The following is a 16,393-nucleotide window of genomic DNA, read 5'->3' as shown; positions in this document are numbered from 1 at the left end:
GGGCTTGACCCGGGGTCCCGCTTTGGACGTCACGTAAGCCTGCGTTGCTGCCGGAGGCGAAGCGGGACCCCGGCTCAAGGCCGGGGTGACGGGTGATGGGTAACCGGGTCTTGCCGCCCCCTCGCGGCATGGTGGCCCCCGGAACCAGTCCGGGGTGACGGATCGCTTTCGGCAGACTTTTAGCCCAAAGATGCGGCTTACTTCCCCGCCTTCGCGCCTTCCTTGGCGGCATTGGGATCGACCGACGGTGCGCCCGATGCGGGCGTGCCGGTGTTGCCGAGGTTGTTCGCGGCGTCGGTGTTGGTGATCGAATCCTTGGCGGCGTTGGTCGCAGGCTTTTCCGCGCCTTCCTTCGCCGGCGCAGCGCCCGCGGCCGGTGCCGCCGGCAGCGGCAGGTTCGAACCCTGGCTGTTCAGATAGGCGATGACGTTGGCGCGATCCTGCGCATTGCCGAGGCCGGCGAAGGTCATCTTCGTGCCCGGCGCGAACTTGCGCGGGCTGGTCAGCCACGCGTTCATCTTGTCAAAGTCCCAATTGCCGCCGACGCCCTTCAGCGCGTCGGAGAAGGCGAAGCCGCCCTTGCCCTGGCCGATCGGTTCGCCGAGCGTCGCGTAGAGGTTCGGGCCGATGCCGTTCGCCCCGCCCTGGTTGACGGTGTGGCAGGCGGCGCACTTCTTGAAGACTTCGGCGCCCTTGGCGACATCGGCGGTCGGCAGCAGTGTCGCGATCGGCACCGCAGCGGCCTCGCCGCCGCCACCGGCTTCCTCGACGCCCTCGATCGCATAGCCCATCTTTTCGGGGCGCTCGCTGTGGAAGGCCATGCCGCCGACGATCGACAGACCGAGCGCGAGCCCGCAGGCTGCCAGCGTCCACCCGGCGATCGTATTGGTGCGGTTATCCATCTGCCTAACGCTGCCCCTGTTTTATACTTTGCGCAGCGAACCCATAGGAAAGCCGCGGGCCGTCCGCAAGCATCGCTTGCCGGTCGCGGCCCACGCCACTAGGCCCGCGGCCCCATGGAGACCTACGCCGCCCCCGCCCGCCCGATCGTCGCCGCGATGACCGCCGCCGCCGCCGCCGAGCCGGAACGCGCCGTCGCCTTTCAGGGCGCGCCGGGCGCGAACAGCCATGTCGCCGTCACCGAATCCTTTCCCGGCGGCCTGCCTTTGCCCTGTTTCAGCTTCGAAGATGCGATCGACGCGGTGCGCGACGGGCGTGCCGATTGTGCGGTGATCCCGATCGAAAACTCGCTGCACGGCCGCGTCGCCGACATGCATTTCCTGCTGCCGGAATCGGGGCTGGTCATCACCGGCGAGCATTTCCTGTCGATCCGCCACGCCTTGATGGGACCCGGCACGCGCGACCAGGTGCGCGAGGCGATGAGCCACCCGCAGGCGCTGGGCCAATGCCGTCACTGGCTGAAGGCGCACGGCATCGCGCAGGCCGCCTATCCCGACACCGCTGGTGCCGCCGCCTACGTGGCCGAGCTGGGCGATCCGGCGATCGCGGCGCTTGCCCCGCCGGGCGCGGCGGCGATCTATGGCCTCAACCTGCTGGGCGTCGATATCGCCGATGCCGAACATAATACGACGCGCTTCGTCGTGCTGGCGCGGGGCGGCAAGCTGCCGGTCGGCGAGGGCCCGTGGATGACGACGCTGATCTTCGAGGTAAAGAATATCCCCGCCGCGCTCTACAAGGCGATGGGCGGCTTCGCGACCAATGGCGTCAACATGACCAAACTGGAAAGCTATCAGCGCGGCGGCCAGTTCGTGGCGACCGAATTCTTCTGCGATATCGAGGGGAAGCCGGGCGACCCCGCGGTCGACCGCGCGCTGGAGGAACTGGGTTTCCATTCCAAATGGGTGCGCGTGCTCGGCACCTATCGCCGGGCGCGGGCGCGGGGCTGATCAGCCCGGATCGCGATCGACGATATCATAGTGGATGCGCACCCACGCACCGATCTGCGGCTTGCCGTTGATCCGCGGCGGACGGACCTTGAACTGCCACGCCGCCTCGCGCAGCGCGCGGGCCAGCCCCAGGCCGGGGCGCGAATCGCCCAGCTGGACGCAGTCCTCGACACGGTAATTGGGGGCGGTCTTGCACGCGATCTCGCCCCACGATCCCGCCGGCAGCTCGCGCGGCATGTACGGGCCGGTCTGCGATGCGCTGGGCCGCACATACCATTCGGCGGCATAGAGCCGCTGGCCGCCGGGGCCGATGCCCGCCGACGCGCTCGTCTCGCCCGCGTCGCCGTCACCCTGACCGTCCGCCGCGGCCAGCTGTTTGCCGGCGCTGCCGCCCGATCGGGTCGAGGGCATCTTGCCGACGTCGGACGCGCGAAAATCGTTCCGGCTGAGCACCAGATAGCCGGGGAACGGCGTCTCGACCGGGGGCGGCACCGGCGTGTCGTCGGCGGGCGTCCGGGGTGCGGCGGGCGGTTCGGGCGCGGTGCGCCGGCTCGCCCGCGCGGCGCGCGCAGGCGCCTTCGCACTTTTCGTCGCAGTCGACTGATTATCCCCAATCGGCAGCATGTTGACGGTGAGCGAGCGGCCCGGCTCCTTCTGCACGTCGAACACGGGAGCCAGATGGATCAGCAGCCAGACGAGCAGCAGGTGCGCGGCAATGGTCAGCGCCAGCGACAGCGCTCGACGACGGTCCGACGATGGCTGATAGGACCGCATCGAAGGCGGCGCCTAGCGCGCGGCGATGACGGCCGCAATGGGCCGGCCGCTCGGCAAACGAAAAGGCCTCAGCGCGCGGGCAGACGCGCGATGGCGATACCGCCGGCCAGCACGGCGGCATCCTCGACGAAGCCGGTCGCGGTCTGTCCCCAGCGCCGCATGCCATAGCGCCGCAGCGCGAGACCCGCATAGGCCGCGGCCACCGCGGTCGTGGCGGCGACGAGCGCGCTCGTCACGCGCCGCCGCTCCGCAAGCGCTGCCCCCGCAAATCCGGCGCTCATCGCGCGGGCGATCAGGCCCGGCGGGATCGTGCGGTCGGGGGCGGTCGCCATCTTGTCCCCCGTCATCTCCGCCGCCGCCATCGCAACCGCGCCCCCGGCGCCGACCGGATGCGCCAACAGGCGAGTGCCCGGCATCTCGGCCGACAGCGTCCCCCGCCGCGCCGCACCAGCGACCACCGCCAGCGGCGTCATGCCGCGCTGGCCCGCGACGAGGCCGATCAGGAAAGAGCGTAGCATGAAGGACATCCCATAATGGCGTTGCCCGGGTCATAACCCGCGCTACGCCAACGGGTTGCCCGGGGCTCAGCCGAGCGCCGCCATCTTTTCCTCGGCCTCGCGATCCATTTGCGCGCGGCTCTTCTTCTCCGCGGCGGTCTTCAACTGGCCGCAGGCGGCGTCGATGTCCCGGCCGCGCGGGGTACGCACCGGCGCCGAGATGCCCGCTTCGAAGATGATGTCGCTGAACCGACGCACCCGCTCCGGCGTCGACGTATCGTACGGCGCACCCGGCCAGGGGTTGAACGGGATCAGATTGACCTTGGCGGGCAGCTTGTACTTGCGCAGCAGGCGGACGAGCTCGTGCGCTTCCGCATCCGAATCGTTCTTGTCCTTCAGCATCACATATTCGAACGTGATGCGGCGCGCGTTGTTGGCGCCGGGATAGTCGGCGCACGCCTGCAACAACTCCTCGATGCCGTATTTCTTGTTGAGCGGCACGATCTCGTCGCGCACCTCCTTGGTCACGGCATGCAGCGACACGGCGAGGTTGACGCCGATCTCTTCGCCCGCGCGCGCCATCATCGGCACGACGCCGCTGGTGCTGAGCGTGATGCGGCGCTTCGACAGCGCCAGGCCGTCGCCGTCCATCACCAGCTTCAGCGCATCGCGGACGCTATCAAAGTTATACAGCGGCTCGCCCATGCCCATCATCACGATGTTGGTGAGCATCCGCCCCTCGGGCTGGCTCGGCCATTCGCCCAGCGCGTCGCGCGCCAGCATCACCTGCCCGACGATCTCGCCCGCGGTCAGGTTGCGGACGAGACGCATCGTGCCGGTATGGCAGAAACGGCAGTTGAGCGTGCAGCCGACCTGGCTCGACACGCACAGCGTCCCGCGATCGGCATCGGGGATGAACACCGCCTCATAATCCTGCCCGTCGGGCGAGCGCAGCAGCCATTTACGCGTGCCGTCGGTCGACACCTGCGCCTCGACCACCTCCGGCCGGCCGATGACGAAACGCTGCTCCAGCCAGGGATGCTGCGCCTTGGCGATATCGGTCATCGCCGAAAACTCGGTCGCGCCGCGATTGTACAGCCAGTGCCAGATCTGCTTGGCGCGCAGCTTCGCCTGCCGCGGCTCCATGCCGGCGTCGAGCAGTGTCTGGCGGAGTTCGTCCTTGCCGAGGCCGATGAGGTCGATCCGACCATCCTCGCGCAGCGTCTTCGCGCGCGGCACGGGCACAGGATCGATATGGCCCGGAATGGGCATGGGGGGCGCAACGCTGTCGAGCATCGCGGGCCTATAGCGGAAAACCGCGTCCATTTCCATCCCGCCGCCGGGACGGGCTATCCGACGCAGCCCAGGGTCGCCGCATCGATGGCGGTGGCGGCACCGGCGAGCGAGTAGACGTCGGCGAAGGGGCGCCCCCCGCCGCCCACCGCCTCGACGCTCATGCTGCGGCCCGAGCGCAAGGCGGCGACGATCGCGCGGTCGCTGGGTGCATCGGTCGCCCAGGCGTCGAGCCCGCCCGCGGCGAGTTCGAACCGGCGCTCGCCGATGGTCAGCGTGACGGGGGCGGAGCGGTCGCGCTCCCGCGACAGGCGGATGTGGAGCGAGGCGCTGAGGCCGCGGCCCGGCCAGCTCGCGACGCTCGCCCAGCCCGCGCTGCGTCCCCCCGCCGTCACCGGCCGAGCGATGGCATAGCAGCGGTGCGGCGCCGCATCACGGAACGCGCCCCAGCCCTTGTAGACGCCCAGCGTCTCGCGTGCCGCCGCGGGCCCCGCGACCGCCATCGCCAGCAGCAGGACCGCCCCCAGCCTCACGCGGGGGCGTGGCCCGTACCGCGGTGTACGAGCGTTTCGACGCCGCCTTCGATCATCACCAGCGATCCTTGCGCCAGGCCGTCGGCGATCGGCGCGCGCCATTCGGGGTGATCGGGCAGACCCGTCATGACACCCCGCAGCACCCGGCTGGAAATGCCGTGCATGATCACCAGCCGGTCGCCGGGATCGTCCGCGGTCGCTTCCAGCCATGCGGTCACGCGCGCCGCAATCGCCTCATAATCCTCGCCATCGGGGGCGGGACGCAGCAGGCCCTCGGGGGTGATCACCGGCCCCACCTCCCCAACGACATCGGCATAATAGCGCCCGCCCCAGCGCCCCATGCCGATTTCCACCAGCCGCGCGTCATGATGCGCGCCATGCCAGTCGAGTTCCAGACGCTCGGCGATCACCGCCAGCGTCTGCAACGCGCGGCCTGTCGGCGAGGCCCACAAGGTCAGCGCCGGCGCCGCCCCCAGCGTATCGCGCAGCGCCCGCCCCATCTCATCGGCCTGCGCAAAGCCCGCGCGGGTCAGCGGCGTATGCGGGGCATCGCCCTGCAACCGTCGGGCGGCATTGAACACGGTTTCGCCATGTCGCGCGATAAAGTCGCGGCCCTTGCGGACCGGCACAATGGTGGACGTCATCCCCGCTGTCTCGGATTGCTGTGGCGTAAAAGCAACGGTTTTCCGTGTTTAGCTGAGGTTCATGCAACGCCGTTCCGTCTGGGCCATTGACCCATCGCGCCCCAGCGTTCGGGGCGCCCGTCATACGGAGTAGCTTATGCGTAACCTGATTCTCGCCGCGGTGGCCACCACCGCCCTCGCCGCCCCCGCGTTCGCGCAGACCACCACTGGCGCCCCCTTTACCGGCCTGCGCATCGAAGGCGTCGCCGGCTATGACGCGCTGAAGGACGGCCACGACACCAGCGACGGCTTCGTCTACGGCGGCGCGGTCGGCTATGACGTGCAGCTCAACAATCTCGTCGTCGGCGCCGAGGGCGAGCTGACCGGATCGACCACCGACACGCGCACTGACAATCTGATCAACACCGGCGATCGTTTCCGCGTCGGCATGGGCCGCGACGTCTATCTCGGCGCGCGCGTCGGCGTGCCGCTCAACCCGACCACGCTCGCTTATGCCAAGGGCGGCTATACCAACGCCCGCGTCGACACCCGCTACACGCAAGGGACGACCGAGACGCGCGATCACACCGATCTCGACGGCTTCCGCCTCGGCGCGGGCCTGGAGCATCAGATCGGCGCGAACACCTATATCAAGGGCGAATATCGCTACTCGAACTACGGCAAGGCCGACAATTCGGTCGGCCGCTACAATATCGACGTCGATCGCCACCAGCTTGTTGCCGGCGTCGGCATGCGCTTCTGACGGTCAGCCCTCTCCCGCCACCCCGGCTCTTCGGCCGGGGTGACGGATCAGGGGCAGGACGGCACCGGATTTGCGGCCAATCCGCTAACCGGCTGTTAACCGGAATCGCCCGAGGGGTCGGAGTGCTTGCTCCGACCCCTTTTTCGTGGGTAGGACTGATGAGGAACACGCCCCGGACTCGGGGGACGGGGGATATCCATGAAGGCGACGATCGAACGTGCAACGCTCCTCAAGGGACTGAGCCATGTCCAGTCCGTCGTGGAGCGGCGCAACACCATTCCGATCCTGTCGAACGTGCTGCTCGAGGCGACGGCCGAGGGCCAGCTGCGGCTGATGGCGACGGACCTCGATTTGCAGATCAACGAATCGGTGCAGGCCGCGGTCGACCAGCCGGGTTCGACCACCGTGTCGGCACACACCCTGTTCGACATCGCGCGTAAGCTGCCCGAAGGCGCGCAGGTGCAGCTGACCGCCGCCGAAGGCCGCATGACGATCGTCGCCGGCCGCGCGCGCTTCAGCCTTGGCACGCTGCCGCGCGACGACTTTCCCGTGATCGCCGAGGGCGAGCTGCCGACGCAGTTCGAAATTCCGGCGGACACGCTGAAGCAGATCATCGACAAGACGCGCTTCGCCATCTCGACCGAAGAGACGCGCTATTACCTCAACGGCATCTTCCTGCACGTCCAGGACGAAGCATCGGAGCCGACGCTGAAGGCGGCCGCCACCGACGGCCACCGCCTGGCCCGCGTCACGCTGCCGCGCCCCGAGGGCGCTGCGGGCATGCCCGACGTGATCGTGCCGCGAAAGTGCGTCGGTGAACTGCGCAAGCTGCTCGACGAGATCGACGGCTCGGTCGGCGTCTCGCTGTCGGGCACCAAGATCCGCTTCGACCTCGGCAATGCCATCCTGACCAGCAAGCTGATTGACGGCACGTTCCCGGATTACAGCCGCGTCATCCCGACCGCGAACGACAAGATCCTGAAGCTCGATCCCAAGAGCTTCATGGAGGGCGTCGACCGCGTGTCGACCATCGCGACCGAAAAGACGCGCGCGGTGAAGATGGCGCTTGATCGCGACAAGATCACTTTGTCGGTCACCAGCCCCGAAAACGGCACCGCCGCCGAAGAGGTGCCGGGCGATTATGCCGCGATGCCGTTCGAAATCGGCTTCAACAGCCGCTATCTGCTCGACATCCTCGGCCAGATCGATGGCGATGTGGTGGAAGTGCATCTCAACGATGCCGCCGCCCCGACGCTGATCCGCGAAAACGACAAGGCGCCCGCACTCTACGTGCTCATGCCGATGCGCGTCTGATTCGGCTAAGCGGCGGGGTCTGCGCGCATCCTTGCGTGCGTCCCGCTGCTGCCCCATAGCGACGCGCATGGATACGCCGATCGAAACCCTGTCGTTCGAAGATGCTTTGAAGGAACTGGAACGCATCGTCAGCCGCCTCGAAAGCGGTGAAGCGACGCTCGACGAATCGATCCAGCTTTACGAACGCGGCGATCGGCTGCGCCAGCGCTGCGCCGATCGCCTCGACGCAGCCCAGGCCCGGATCGAGGCGATCCGCCTGGATGCCGAGGGCAAGGCTGCCGGCACCCGCCCCTTTGCAGCCGGCTGATCCGATGACCAGCGCGACCGCGCCCTCGCTCGAACAGGCGCTCGCCGCCGTCGCTGCGGATATCGACGCACGCTTCGACCGGCTGCTCACTGTACCCGACGATCCGCGCGCCGACCTCTACAAGGCTATGCGCCATGCCGCGATCGGTGGCGGCAAGCGACTGCGCCCCCTGCTGCTGTGCGCGACCGCCGACCTGTTCGGCGTCGACCGCGACTGCGCGGGCGAGGTCGCGATGGCGGTCGAGGCGATCCACGTTTATTCGCTGATCCATGACGATCTGCCTGCGATGGACGACGACGACATGCGCCGCGGCAAGCCGACGGTCCACAAGGCGTTCGACGAGGCGACCGCGATCCTGGCGGGCGACTGCCTGCACGCCCTCGCCTTCGAAGTGCTCGCCGATCCCGAGACGCATGCCGACCCCTTCGTTCGCGCCGAACTGGTGATGGAACTGGCGCGCGCCTCCGGCCCGTCGGGCATGGCGGGCGGGCAGATGATGGACTTGGTCGCCGAACGCATGACGTTCGACCTCGCCACCGTCACCCGGCTTCAGCAGATGAAGACCGGTGCGCTGATCGGCGTGTCGGTGGAAATGGGCGCAATCCTGGGCCGCGTTCCGCCAGAGGGACGCCGCAGCTTGCGCGGCTATGCGCACGACCTGGGCCTCGCCTTCCAGATCGCCGACGACCTGCTCGACGCCGAGGGCGACGAGGCGGTGGTCGGCAAGGCGCTGCGCAAGGACGGTGCGGCCGGCAAGGAGACGTTCCTGTCGCTGCTCGGCGTCGACCGCGCGCGCGACCAATGCCGCATGCTGGTCGACCAGGCGATCGCGCACCTGCATGGTTTCGGGCCTGAGGCCGATGTGCTCCGCGCGATTGCGCGCTACGTCGTCGAGCGGGATCGCTGACCGACATTCATCCAACACTATAATGATCGAACACAGGGGGCGGACATGAGCGAGCGGATCGGCGTCTATCCGGGCACCTTCGACCCCATCACTTTGGGGCACATGGACATCATCCGCCGTGGCGCCAAGCTGGTCGACCGGCTGGTGATCGGCGTGACCACCAACCCCTCCAAGTCCCCCATGTTCAGCCTCGACGAGCGGATGGCGATCGTCCGCCGCGAGGTGGAGGGGATCGCCGGATCGATCGACGTCGTTGCCTTCGATTCGCTGCTGATGGACTTCGCCGAGCGCGAGGGCGCGAAAGTCATCGTCCGCGGCCTGCGCGCCGTCGCCGATTTCGAGTATGAATATCAGATGGCGGGCATGAACCAGCAGATCAATCCGCGCGTCGAAACCGTCTTCCTGATGGCCGACGTCGCGCTGCAGCCGATCGCCAGCCGTCTGGTCAAGGAAATCGCGATGTTTGGCGGGCCGATCCAGCGCTTCGTCACGCCGACCGTGTGCGAGGAAGTGGTGGCACGGGTCGAAAAGCTAGGCCGCCGGGGCAGCTGACGCCCCCTTCCCCTCCCCGTCACCCCGGACTCGTTCCGGGGTCCACCGGACCGCGGGGGAATGGCAAGAGCCTCCAACCATCCCCCTCGCCGCAGAGTGGACCCCGGAACCAGTCCGGGGTGACGAAAGAGTGAGGCACCCGCCCGCCCCATTGCCGCCACGATGTTCAGTTTGGTGCAACCTGCGATTTGCTCTAAGCCGCACCGCATCACCTAGGTTGGGAATCTCATGCGCCCGTTCGCCCGTCTGTTTGCGTTTCTGTTGTGCCTGTTCGCCGCGCCTGCCTTTGCGCAGAGCGCACCCGGCACCGACGACGTCACCCAGCGTGCGACGCCGCCGCTGACCACCGATAAGGAAAACCTCTGGCTGCTCGACCTGTCGGACGGTGGCCGCGTCACCATCTGGCTGCGTCCCGACGTGGCGCCCAAGATGGTCGAGCGGATCAAGACGCTGACCCGCCAGCATTTCTATGACGGCCTCGCCTTCCACCGCGTGATCGACGGCTTCATGGCGCAGGGCGGCGACCCCAAGGGCGACGGCACCGGCGGATCGACGCTGCCCAACGTGCCGTCGGAGTTCAACTATCTGCCCCACGTCCGCGGTGCGGTGTCGGCGGCACGTGCGGACGATCCGAACAGCGCGAACAGCCAGTTCTTCATCGTCTTCCAGCCGAAGCTCAGCCTCGACAAGAAATATACCGTCTTCGGCCGGGTGATCGACGGCATGCAATACGTTGACGCAATCCAGCGTGGCGAGCCGCCCGCGGATCCGACCAAGATCGTCCACGCGTATATCGCCGCCGACAATCCTCCTGCCTACACCCCCGCGCCTGCTCCGGCCCCGGTGACGCTCGGCGCGCCGGTGACGCTGCCCGGCGGCGAATCGGCTGGCACCGCTGCGCCGAAGAAGGCGGTCGCCCCGGCCCGCAAGACGGCACCCGCCAAGAAGGCGCCTGCCCGCAAGTGAGGGTCGAGCTTTTCGATTTCGAGCTGCCGGCCGAGCGGATCGCGCTGCGGCCGGCATCGCCGCGCGATTCGGCAAGGCTGCTGGTGCTCGACGGCGATGCGACCCGCGACCGTATCGTCCGCGACCTGCCGGCCGAATTGCGTGCCGGCGACTGCCTTGTGTTCAACGACACGCGCGTGATCCCCGCGCAACTCGAAGGGCGACGTGGCGAGGCGAAGATCGGCGCGACGCTGCACAAGCGCGAAGGACCGCGCCGCTGGCGCGCTTTCGTTCGCAACGCGCGCCGCCTGCGCGACGGCGACAGCATCGATTTCGGGTCGGGAGTCACTGCCATCGCCACCGATCGCGGCGAGGATGGCAGCCTCGCGCTCGACTTTGCGGGGGACGAGCCGGTCGAACTGCTGCTCGAACGCGCCGGCCGCATGCCGCTGCCGCCCTATATCGCCGCCAAGCGCCCGACCGATGCGCGCGATGCCGACGATTACCAGACGATGTTCGCCGCCGAACCCGGCGCCGTCGCCGCGCCTACGGCGGCGCTGCATTTCACGCCCGATCTGATCGCCGCGCTGGATGCCGCCGGCATTGGCCACGAGACGCTGACGCTGCACGTCGGCGCTGGCACCTTCTTGCCCGTCAAGGCGGACGACACCGACGACCACCGGATGCACGCCGAATGGGGCCGCATCGACGCCGCCACCGCCGACCGCCTGAACGCGGTCCGCGCCCGCGGCGGCCGGGTGATCGCGGTCGGCACCACCTCACTCCGCCTGATCGAAAGCGCGAGCGGCGAAGACCAGGTGATCCGCCCGTTCGAAGGCGACACCGCGATCTTCATCACCCCCGGCTACACCTTCCGCGGCATCGACGGCCTGCTCACCAACTTCCATTTGCCCAAATCGACGCTGTTCATGCTGGTATCGGCGTTGATGGGGCGCGAGCGGATGCAGGCGGCCTACGCGCATGCCATTGCCGAGGGATACCGTTTCTATTCCTACGGCGACGCCTCGCTGCTGCTGCCGACGCGCGGATAGCGATGGCGCGCGGGGCCGCCCGCTGGCATGATCGCGGCCGATGCTGCTGACGCTTTTTCTTCAGGTGGCGACGCCTGTTGCCGCCCCGGCCCAGCCCCCCGCAACGCTGGTTGTCGAGCCGGTCGCGATGGCGATCGCCGCGTTCGACAGCGACGGCGACGGCCGCACCACCCGCGCCGAGCTTGCCGCCGGCGTGGCGCGCAGCTTCGCTGCGATCGACACCGCTCACACCGGCTCGCTCGGCTATATCGACTTCGCCGACTGGTCGACGCGCTGGCTGGGCGATCCCAATGCGCTGCCCAGCCCGTTCGAAGTGGATAGCGACGGCGACAATCGCATCACCCTCGCCGAATTGCAGGCGGCGATGGCGCGGGTGTTCGCGCGGCTCGACATCGACAGGGACGGCGTCGTCACGCGGAAAGAATGTTTGACGATCCGCAGCATGGCGACCCACGCCCCGGATCCGCGCGGCGGCAAGCGCAAGCGGTAGCGGCGGCTCGACACCGCTGATCGCTTTCGCCAAAGCGCAGGACATGTCTTCCCGTTTCGCCTTTACCATCGCCGCCACCGACGGCCGCGCCCGCACCGGCACGATCCAGATGCAGCGCGGGGTCATCCGCACGCCCGCCTTCATGCCGGTCGGCACTGCCGCCACCGTGAAGGCGATGAAGCCCGCCGACGTCGCCAACGCGGGCGCCGACATCATCCTGGGCAACACTTATCATTTGATGCTGCGTCCGGGCGCGGAACGGGTCGCGCGGCTGGGCGGCCTCCACGGTTTCATGGGCTGGGACAAGCCGATCCTGACCGATTCAGGCGGCTATCAGGTGATGAGCCTCGCCGACCTGACCAAGCGATCCGAAGAGGGCGTGTCGTTCAAGAGCCACCTCGACGGCACGCGCCACCTGCTCAGCCCGGAGCGATCGATCGAGATCCAGCGGCTTTTGGGCTCCAATATCGTGATGGCGTTCGACGAACTGGTTCCGACCACCTCGACGCGCGAGGTGCAGGCCGCGGCGATGGAACGCTCGATGCGCTGGGCGAAGCGCAGCCGCGATGCGTTCAACAGCGGTGGCGAGCATGCCGAGAACAATGCGATCTTCGGCATCCAGCAGGGCGCGCTCGACGAGGGCCTTCGCAAGGCGAGCGCCGACGCGCTGATCGACATCGGCTTCGATGGCTATGCGGTCGGCGGCCTCGCGGTCGGTGAGGGGCAGGAGGCGATGTTCGGCTGTCTCGACTTCGCACCCGGGCAATTGTCGCAGGACAAGCCCCGCTACCTCATGGGCGTCGGCAAACCCGACGATATCGTCGGCGCGGTGGAACGCGGCATCGACATGTTCGACTGCGTGATGCCGACGCGCTCGGGGCGGACCGGCCAGGCGTTCACCCGCAACGGCCCGATCAACCTGCGGAATGCGAAGTTCGGCGAGGATCAGGCACCGCTCGACCCGACGTGCGGCTGTCCGGTCTGTGCGACATGGAGTCGCGCCTATATCCACCACCTCGTCCGCGCGGGCGAAATTCTCGGTGCGATGTTGATGACCGAACATAACATCTGGTTCTACGAAGCCTTGATGGCGGACTTGAGAGCCGCCATTGCGGCTGGTGAACTGACCTCGTTCGCGAATGGTTTTCGCGCAGCGTATCAACGGGGCAAGGGAGAGTGAGTATGTCGGATCAGCCCAACGAGATCCTCGAAGCCGCCGCCGCCGCCAAGGCGCAGCAGGATGCCGCCGCGCAGGCGAAGGTGCAGGGCCGCAAGAGCCATTGGCCGATGCGCATCATCGGCGTCGGCATCGGATCGGCCGCGGTCGCCGCGGCGGTGCTGTTCGCCAATTCGGGGAAGAAGAAGGACTAAGGGGCGGCTGCCCGACTGTCGCCCCGTCATCCCGGCGCACGCCGGGATCCATGGACACGGGGAGCCTCATCGGTTGTGCACCATTCACGACCGCTCGCAACCATGGATCCCGGCGTGCGCCGGGATGACGAGCGGTACGATTGACACGGTCCCCAAGCTCCGGTTCAACCGACGGCATCATCCCGTCCTAACCGGAGCATCCCATGCGCCTCGTTCGTGCCGCCCTTCTGCTCGGGGCCGCGCTGCTCCCCCTCGCTGCCACCGCGCAAACCGCCGCGCCGGTGGCGACCGCCGTCAAGCCGATCGCCTATACCGAACGCACGCTGGCGAACGGCCTGCGCGTCTATGCGCTGCGCGATACGTCGACGCCCAATGTCGCGGTGCAGGTATGGTATGACGTGGGGTCGAAGGACGATCCCAAGGGCCGGTCGGGCTTCGCGCACATGTTCGAACATCTCATGTTCAAGGCGACGCGCAACCTCGTCTCCGAACAGATGGACCGCCTGACCGAGGACGTCGGCGGCTATAACAACGCGTCGACCAACGACGATTACACCAATTATTACGAGGTCGTCCCCGCCAACCATCTGCAGCGGCTGCTGTTCGCCGAGGCCGATCGCATGGCGAGCCTGGTGGTCGAGCCCAAGAGCTTCGCATCCGAGCGCGACGTAGTGAAGGAAGAGCTGCGCCAGTCCACGCTGGCCCGCCCCTATGGCAAGCTGTTCTCCACCTATCTGTCGGCCGCATCCTACACGACGCACCCCTATGCGCGCTCGACGATCGGCAGCATCGAGAATCTGGAAGCGGCCTCGATCGACGACGTCCGCGCCTTCCACGCCACCTATTATCGCCCCGACAATGCGATCCTGGTCGTCGCCGGCAATTTCGATCCCAAGCAGCTCGACGCCTGGGTCGATCGCTATTTCAGCAAGATCGTCCGGCCGACGACGGCGATCCCGCGCGTCACGGTGCAGGAGCCGATGCGCGCCAAGCCGGTGAGCTACACCGTCTACGAACCCAACACGCCTTTGCCGGCGGTCCTCATGACCTGGCACGTCCCCGCTGACCGGAGCGCCGACATTCCCGCGCTGACCGTGCTCAACACGATCCTGTCGACGGGCGAGAGCAGCCGGATGTACGAAAGCCTCGTCTACCGCGACCAACTGGCGCAGGATGCCTCGTCCTTCCTCGACAGCAAGCAGGGGACGGGCAACCTCGTCGCCTATGCGATCCTGGCCGACGGCAAGACCGCGGACCAGGGCGAGGCCGCGCTGAAGCGCGAGATCGCGCGGTTCCGCGACGCACCGGTCAGCGCCGCCGAACTCGCCGAAGCGAAGAACGAGATCGTCACCGCCGCGATCAAGAGCCGCGAAACCGCGGAGGGCAAGGCGCGCCTGCTCGCCTCGTCGGTGATCATCGATGGCGACCCCCGTGCCGCCGATCGCCAGCTCGCCGCAATCCAGCAGGTCACCGCCGCCGACGTCCAGCGCGTCGCACGCCAGTATCTGGGCGACGCCCAGTCCGCGACGATCCGCTATCTGCCCGATAGCGCCAAGCCCGCCGGCCAGACTGGCGACAGGATCACGGTCGCGCCGACCGTGCAGACCGAAGCGCTCACCCCGCCTGCCGACATCGCGATCGTCACGCCCGCGCCCGAAGGCCAGCGCATCCTGCCGCCCGCCCCCGGCGCACCGGTTTCCGCCAATTTGCCGCAGCCGGTCGAGACGCGGCTCGCCAACGGCCTGCGCGTCGTCACGGTCGAGCGCCACGACCTGCCGATCGCCACCGCCTATCTGGTCGGCACGGGCGGCCAGGCGCTCGATCCGGCAGACCGTTCGGGCGTCAGCAGCCTCGCCGCCAATCTGATGACCAAGGGCACGACGACCCGCTCGGCGACCGAGATCGCGCGCCAGGTCGAAAGCCTGGGCGGCTCGATCGGCGCCAATGCGGCAAGCGAGGGCGGCAGCGTCGAGGTGACGGTAAAGTCCGACCAGCTGGCCCCGGCCCTCAACATCCTCGCCGACGTGGCGCAGCATCCCGTCTTCGCGCCCGAGGAACTGGAGCGTGCGCGGACGCAGCAGGTCGATGCGGTGAAGGTCGCGATGAAAAACCCGGCGCAGCTCGCCGCGCTGGTCGCCGATCGCGCGACCTTCGGCGCCTCGCCTTATGGCGCGCCCGGATCGGGCACGCCGGCCTCGCTGAAGGCGATCACCCGCGCCGACGTCACCGCCGCCTATGCGCGCACATGGCGGCCCGATCAGGCGACGCTGATCCTGGTCGGCGACGTGACGCGGGCACAGGCAGAGGCGCTGGCCAAGGCGCAGTTCGGCGGCTGGCGTGCGCCGGCCGGCGCGCCGACGCCACTGCCGGCGGTCGGCACGCTGCCGGCACCGCGTACCGTCGTCGTCGACATGCCGGGCGCGGGCCAGGCGGGCGTCGTCGTCGAACGCGTCGCCATCCCGCGGTCCGATCCGCGTTATTATCCGTTTGCGGTCGCCAACACGGTGCTGGGCGGCGGCTTCTCGTCGCGGCTGAACCAGGAGGTGCGGATCAAGCGCGGCCTTGCGTATGGCGCGGGCAGCAGCGTCGATGCGGCACGAACCACGGGCAGCATCGCGGCGCGGACGCAGACCAAGAACCAGACCGCGGCAGAGGTCGTCTCGCTGATGACCGCCGAAATGGCGCGGATGGGCGCGACGCCGGTGCCCGAGGCGGAGCTGTCGACGCGCAAGGCGGTGCTGGTCGGCAATTTCGGCCGTGGCGTCGAGACCACCGACGGGATCGCCGGAATCATCGGCGAATATGTACTCGACGGCGTGCCGCTGACCGAATTGCAGCGCTACACTGCAAAGGTGGAGGCGGTGACGCCGGCGGCGGTGCAGGCGGCATCGGCCGCGCTGCTCGATCCCAAGGCGGCGAGTGTCGCCGTGGTGGGCGACGCCAAGCAGTTCCTCACGCCGCTGAAGGCCGCGCGTCCGGCCACAGAAACGCTGACCGAGGGCGAGCTGAATCTGAACAGCGCGACGCTCAAGTAAGAGCGCGGGTGGGCGGGGCAGCCGACGTCT

General features: G+C 68.3%; 18 protein-coding genes. 12 read left to right on the top strand and 6 right to left on the bottom strand.

Features of this window, described 5'->3' with window-relative positions:
* Positions 1-197: 197 nt before the first annotated feature.
* On the bottom strand, positions 198-902 hold the full coding sequence (locus SPHME3_RS0107065; protein ID WP_017979920.1) for a c-type cytochrome: 705 nt from the start codon (positions 900-902) through the stop codon (positions 198-200).
* Between the two features lie 114 nt (positions 903-1,016).
* On the opposite strand from SPHME3_RS0107065, the gene SPHME3_RS0107060 reads away from it, so the two are divergent.
* Positions 1,017-1,907, top strand: a complete 891-nt coding sequence (locus tag SPHME3_RS0107060) for a prephenate dehydratase (protein ID WP_017979921.1) — start codon at positions 1,017-1,019, stop codon at positions 1,905-1,907.
* On the opposite strand, the gene SPHME3_RS0107055 is transcribed toward SPHME3_RS0107060, so the two are convergent.
* The 5 genes from SPHME3_RS0107055 to SPHME3_RS0107035 all read right to left on the bottom strand — a co-directional run bounded on the left by SPHME3_RS0107055 (position 1,908) and on the right by SPHME3_RS0107035 (position 5,648).
* Positions 1,908-2,681, bottom strand: a complete 774-nt coding sequence (locus tag SPHME3_RS0107055; RefSeq protein ID WP_017979922.1) for a hypothetical protein — start codon at positions 2,679-2,681, stop codon at positions 1,908-1,910. It abuts the gene before it with no gap.
* 68 nt (positions 2,682-2,749) lie between these two features.
* Positions 2,750-3,199, bottom strand: coding sequence for a membrane protein (locus SPHME3_RS0107050; protein WP_033374148.1), 450 nt, complete (start codon positions 3,197-3,199; stop codon positions 2,750-2,752).
* 66 nt (positions 3,200-3,265) lie between these two features.
* Positions 3,266-4,504, bottom strand: a complete 1,239-nt coding sequence (rlmN, locus tag SPHME3_RS0107045; protein WP_017979924.1) for a 23S rRNA (adenine(2503)-C(2))-methyltransferase RlmN — start codon at positions 4,502-4,504, stop codon at positions 3,266-3,268.
* A 23-nt stretch (positions 4,505-4,527) separates the two neighbouring features.
* Entirely contained in the window at positions 4,528-5,004 is a 477-nt protein-coding gene (locus SPHME3_RS0107040; RefSeq protein ID WP_017979925.1) for an invasion associated locus B family protein, read from the bottom strand.
* Positions 5,001-5,648 carry a histidine phosphatase family protein gene (locus SPHME3_RS0107035; RefSeq protein ID WP_017979926.1) on the bottom strand — a complete coding sequence of 216 codons (648 nt, stop codon included), beginning with the start codon at positions 5,646-5,648 and terminating at the stop codon, positions 5,001-5,003. Before SPHME3_RS0107035 ends, SPHME3_RS0107040 begins: the two co-directional genes overlap by 4 nt.
* A 136-nt stretch (positions 5,649-5,784) precedes the next feature.
* On the opposite strand from SPHME3_RS0107035, the gene SPHME3_RS0107030 reads away from it, so the two are divergent.
* The 11 genes from SPHME3_RS0107030 to SPHME3_RS0106980 all read left to right on the top strand — a co-directional run bounded on the left by SPHME3_RS0107030 (position 5,785) and on the right by SPHME3_RS0106980 (position 16,363).
* A complete protein-coding gene (locus SPHME3_RS0107030; RefSeq protein WP_017979927.1) occupies positions 5,785-6,390 on the top strand; it encodes an outer membrane protein in 606 nt (201 codons plus the stop codon).
* 198 nt (positions 6,391-6,588) lie between these two features.
* On the top strand, positions 6,589-7,704 hold the full coding sequence (gene dnaN, locus SPHME3_RS0107025) for a DNA polymerase III subunit beta (protein WP_017979928.1): 1,116 nt from the start codon (positions 6,589-6,591) through the stop codon (positions 7,702-7,704).
* 67 nt (positions 7,705-7,771) lie between these two features.
* A complete protein-coding gene (locus SPHME3_RS0107020; RefSeq protein ID WP_017979929.1) occupies positions 7,772-8,011 on the top strand; it encodes an exodeoxyribonuclease VII small subunit in 240 nt (79 codons plus the stop codon).
* 4 nt (positions 8,012-8,015) lie between these two features.
* The gene (locus SPHME3_RS0107015) at positions 8,016-8,918 is read left to right on the top strand and encodes a polyprenyl synthetase family protein (protein ID WP_017979930.1); all 903 of its coding nucleotides are present in this window, start codon (positions 8,016-8,018) and stop codon (positions 8,916-8,918) included.
* Positions 8,919-8,963: 45 nt separating this feature from the next.
* Positions 8,964-9,470 (top strand): pantetheine-phosphate adenylyltransferase, encoded by a 507-nt coding sequence (coaD, locus tag SPHME3_RS0107010; RefSeq protein ID WP_017979931.1) that lies wholly within the window; start codon positions 8,964-8,966, stop codon positions 9,468-9,470.
* Between the two features lie 228 nt (positions 9,471-9,698).
* A complete protein-coding gene (locus SPHME3_RS0107005; protein WP_017979932.1) occupies positions 9,699-10,436 on the top strand; it encodes a peptidylprolyl isomerase in 738 nt (245 codons plus the stop codon).
* Positions 10,433-11,467 carry a tRNA preQ1(34) S-adenosylmethionine ribosyltransferase-isomerase QueA gene (queA, locus tag SPHME3_RS0107000; protein ID WP_017979933.1) on the top strand — a complete coding sequence of 345 codons (1,035 nt, stop codon included), beginning with the start codon at positions 10,433-10,435 and terminating at the stop codon, positions 11,465-11,467. Before SPHME3_RS0107005 ends, queA begins: the two co-directional genes overlap by 4 nt.
* A 40-nt stretch (positions 11,468-11,507) precedes the next feature.
* Positions 11,508-11,957, top strand: a complete 450-nt coding sequence (locus SPHME3_RS0106995) for an EF-hand domain-containing protein (RefSeq protein ID WP_017979934.1) — start codon at positions 11,508-11,510, stop codon at positions 11,955-11,957.
* A 43-nt stretch (positions 11,958-12,000) separates the two neighbouring features.
* Positions 12,001-13,137, top strand: coding sequence for a tRNA guanosine(34) transglycosylase Tgt (gene tgt / locus SPHME3_RS0106990; protein WP_017979935.1), 1,137 nt, complete (start codon positions 12,001-12,003; stop codon positions 13,135-13,137).
* A gap of 2 nt (positions 13,138-13,139) precedes the next feature.
* Positions 13,140-13,328, top strand: a complete 189-nt coding sequence (locus SPHME3_RS0106985) for a hypothetical protein (RefSeq protein ID WP_017979936.1) — start codon at positions 13,140-13,142, stop codon at positions 13,326-13,328.
* A gap of 203 nt (positions 13,329-13,531) precedes the next feature.
* Positions 13,532-16,363 carry a M16 family metallopeptidase gene (locus tag SPHME3_RS0106980; RefSeq protein ID WP_018250642.1) on the top strand — a complete coding sequence of 944 codons (2,832 nt, stop codon included), beginning with the start codon at positions 13,532-13,534 and terminating at the stop codon, positions 16,361-16,363.
* Positions 16,364-16,393: the final 30 nt, after the last annotated feature.

It is taken from the genome of Sphingomonas melonis DAPP-PG 224 (assembly GCF_000379045.1).
GTDB classification, from domain to species: domain Bacteria; phylum Pseudomonadota; class Alphaproteobacteria; order Sphingomonadales; family Sphingomonadaceae; genus Sphingomonas; species Sphingomonas aquatilis.
Note: the sequence above shows the minus strand (reverse complement) of the source record. Positions and strands in the feature narration are given on the sequence as shown.

Coding starts and splice junctions, on each gene's coding strand:
- SPHME3_RS0107065 (WP_017979920.1), bottom strand. CDS start 902: ATGGATAACCGCACCAATACGATCGCCGGGTGGACGCTGGCAGCCTGC.
- SPHME3_RS0107060 (WP_017979921.1), top strand. CDS start 1,017: ATGGAGACCTACGCCGCCCCCGCCCGCCCGATCGTCGCCGCGATGACC.
- SPHME3_RS0107055 (WP_017979922.1), bottom strand. CDS start 2,681: ATGCGGTCCTATCAGCCATCGTCGGACCGTCGTCGAGCGCTGTCGCTG.
- SPHME3_RS0107050 (WP_033374148.1), bottom strand. CDS start 3,199: ATGCTACGCTCTTTCCTGATCGGCCTCGTCGCGGGCCAGCGCGGCATG.
- rlmN (WP_017979924.1), bottom strand. CDS start 4,504: ATGGACGCGGTTTTCCGCTATAGGCCCGCGATGCTCGACAGCGTTGCG.
- SPHME3_RS0107035 (WP_017979926.1), bottom strand. CDS start 5,648: ATGACGTCCACCATTGTGCCGGTCCGCAAGGGCCGCGACTTTATCGCG.
- SPHME3_RS0107030 (WP_017979927.1), top strand. CDS start 5,785: ATGCGTAACCTGATTCTCGCCGCGGTGGCCACCACCGCCCTCGCCGCC.
- dnaN (WP_017979928.1), top strand. CDS start 6,589: ATGAAGGCGACGATCGAACGTGCAACGCTCCTCAAGGGACTGAGCCAT.
- SPHME3_RS0107020 (WP_017979929.1), top strand. CDS start 7,772: ATGGATACGCCGATCGAAACCCTGTCGTTCGAAGATGCTTTGAAGGAA.
- SPHME3_RS0107015 (WP_017979930.1), top strand. CDS start 8,016: ATGACCAGCGCGACCGCGCCCTCGCTCGAACAGGCGCTCGCCGCCGTC.
- coaD (WP_017979931.1), top strand. CDS start 8,964: ATGAGCGAGCGGATCGGCGTCTATCCGGGCACCTTCGACCCCATCACT.
- SPHME3_RS0107005 (WP_017979932.1), top strand. CDS start 9,699: ATGCGCCCGTTCGCCCGTCTGTTTGCGTTTCTGTTGTGCCTGTTCGCC.
- SPHME3_RS0106995 (WP_017979934.1), top strand. CDS start 11,508: ATGCTGCTGACGCTTTTTCTTCAGGTGGCGACGCCTGTTGCCGCCCCG.
- tgt (WP_017979935.1), top strand. CDS start 12,001: ATGTCTTCCCGTTTCGCCTTTACCATCGCCGCCACCGACGGCCGCGCC.
- SPHME3_RS0106985 (WP_017979936.1), top strand. CDS start 13,140: ATGTCGGATCAGCCCAACGAGATCCTCGAAGCCGCCGCCGCCGCCAAG.
- SPHME3_RS0106980 (WP_018250642.1), top strand. CDS start 13,532: ATGCGCCTCGTTCGTGCCGCCCTTCTGCTCGGGGCCGCGCTGCTCCCC.